The organism is Aeromonas sp. HMWF017, assembly GCF_003061465.1.
Taxonomy (GTDB): domain Bacteria; phylum Pseudomonadota; class Gammaproteobacteria; order Enterobacterales; family Aeromonadaceae; genus Aeromonas; species Aeromonas veronii.
On sequence record NZ_QAJD01000078.1, the window covers coordinates 1 to 1,984 of the forward strand.

Consider the following 1,984-nt stretch of genomic DNA (forward strand, 5'->3'; position numbering starts at 1 on the left):
GCCCCGTCCGGTGACCCTGGGCGCAGCGGTCGACTCCGGCGTGCTGATCGAGAGCGGCCTGCAGGCAGGTGAGCGCTATATCGTCGAAGGCTTGATGAAGGCCCGCCCCGGCGCCGTGGTGAAACCTGTCTCTGCCGACGAGATGAAGGCGATCACCGGCAAGGTGGTCAGCCAATCTGCGGCCAAGTAAGGAGCCCGTATGTTTTCCAAGTTCTTCATAGAACGCCCCATCTTCGCCAGCGTGATTTCGATCATTATCGTGCTGGGCGGTTTGGCGGCGATGCGGGCGCTCCCCATCGAGCAATATCCCCAGATCACCCCGCCAGTGGTCTCGGTCACGGCGTTTTATCCGGGCGCAACCCCGGAGGTGATCTCCCAGACCGTGGCAGCGCCGCTGGAGCAGCAGATCAACGGCGTCGAGCGGATGATCTACATGCAGTCGGGGTCGGCCTCCAACGGCCAGATGAACCTCAACGTCTACTTCGAGATCGGCACCGATCCGGATCAGGCCACCATCAACGTCAACAACCGGGTTTCGGCCGCCATGGCCCAGTTGCCGGAAGAGGTGAAAAAGCAGGGGGTGACGGTCAAGAAGAAATCGACCTCCATCCTGCAGGTGGTTACCCTCCAGTCGCCGAACGGCTCGTTTGATACCACCTATCTGTCGAACTACGCCCTGCTCAACATCATCGACGAGCTCAAGCGGATTCCCGGCATCGGTGATACCACCTTGTTTGGCGGTACCGACTATGCGATGCGTATCTGGCTGCGGCCGGATCGACTGGCCCAGCTCGAGCTCACCCCGAGCGACGTGATTGGCGCCATTCGCGAGCAGAACACCCAGTTCGCGGCAGGCAAGATCGGTGCCCAGCCCACCACGGCCCCCATCGACTTCACCTACACGGTGCAGACCAAGGGGCGCCTTGAGGATGTGAAGGAGTTCCAGAACATCATCGTCCGCTCCATGCCCGATGGCTCCAAGATCCGGGTCCGCGATGTCGCCCGGGTCGAGCTGGGGGGCAAGGATTATGATCTAGTGGCCCGCGCCAACGGCAAACCGGCCATCGGTATCGCCACCTATCTGCAACCGGGCGCCAACGCCGTCGCGGTTGCCGATGCGGTACACGCCACCATGGAGCGACTCAAGGAGCGCTTCCCGCAGGATATCGAGTACCAGATCCCCTACGACACCACCGAGTTCGTGAAGATCTCCATCGAAGAGGTGGTACACACCCTGTTCGAGGCGATCGTACTGGTGTTCGTGGTGGTCTATCTGTTCCTGCAAAACTTCCGCGCCACCCTGATCCCCTGTATCGCGGTGCCGGTGTCGCTCATCGGGACCTTCGCCGGCATGCTGGTGCTCGGTTTCTCCATCAACCTGCTGACCCTGTTCGGCATGGTGCTCGCCATCGGTATCGTGGTGGATGACGCCATCGTGGTGCTCGAAAACGTCGAGCGGATCATGAGCGAGAAGAAGTGCTCCGCCAAAGAGGCTGCCATCCTCGCCATGCAGGAGGTCTCCGGTCCGGTGGTCGCCATCGTGCTGGTGCTCTGCGCCGTGTTCCTGCCGGTCGCCTTTATGGGCGGCATGACAGGGGTGATGTACAAGCAGTTCGCCATCACGGTCGCGGTCTCGGTCGCCATCTCCGGTCTGGTGGCACTGACTCTCTCTCCGGCCCTCTGTGCCGTGTTGCTGAAAGAGGGACACCACAAACCGGCCCGCTTCTTCGTCTGGTTCAACGAAAAATTTGACCAGCTGACCCGCGGCTATGTGCGGGGTGTGGCCTTCCTCAACCGTCGGGTGGGGGTCGCCTTTGCCATTATCGCCGTGCTGATCCTCTCCATCTACGGCCTCTTCCTGAAAGTGCCGGGCGAACTGGTACCGAACGAAGATCAGGGCTACCTCATCTCCGCCGTCATGCTGCCGGATGCCGCCGCGATGAGCCGGACCCAGGCGGTGGCGGATCAGTTCGACAAGATCGCC

1 protein-coding gene and 1 pseudogene are annotated in these 1,984 nt (G+C 61.7%); both read left to right on the forward strand.

Going from position 1 to position 1,984, the window contains the following annotated elements:
* Positions 1-190, forward strand: a pseudogene (locus DBR30_RS07660) (efflux RND transporter periplasmic adaptor subunit); the annotation flags it as partial.
* A gap of 9 nt (positions 191-199) precedes the next feature.
* Positions 200-1,984, forward strand: a 1,785-nt coding sequence (locus DBR30_RS07665; RefSeq protein ID WP_146181367.1) for an efflux RND transporter permease subunit, incomplete at its 3' end; no start/stop codon positions are given.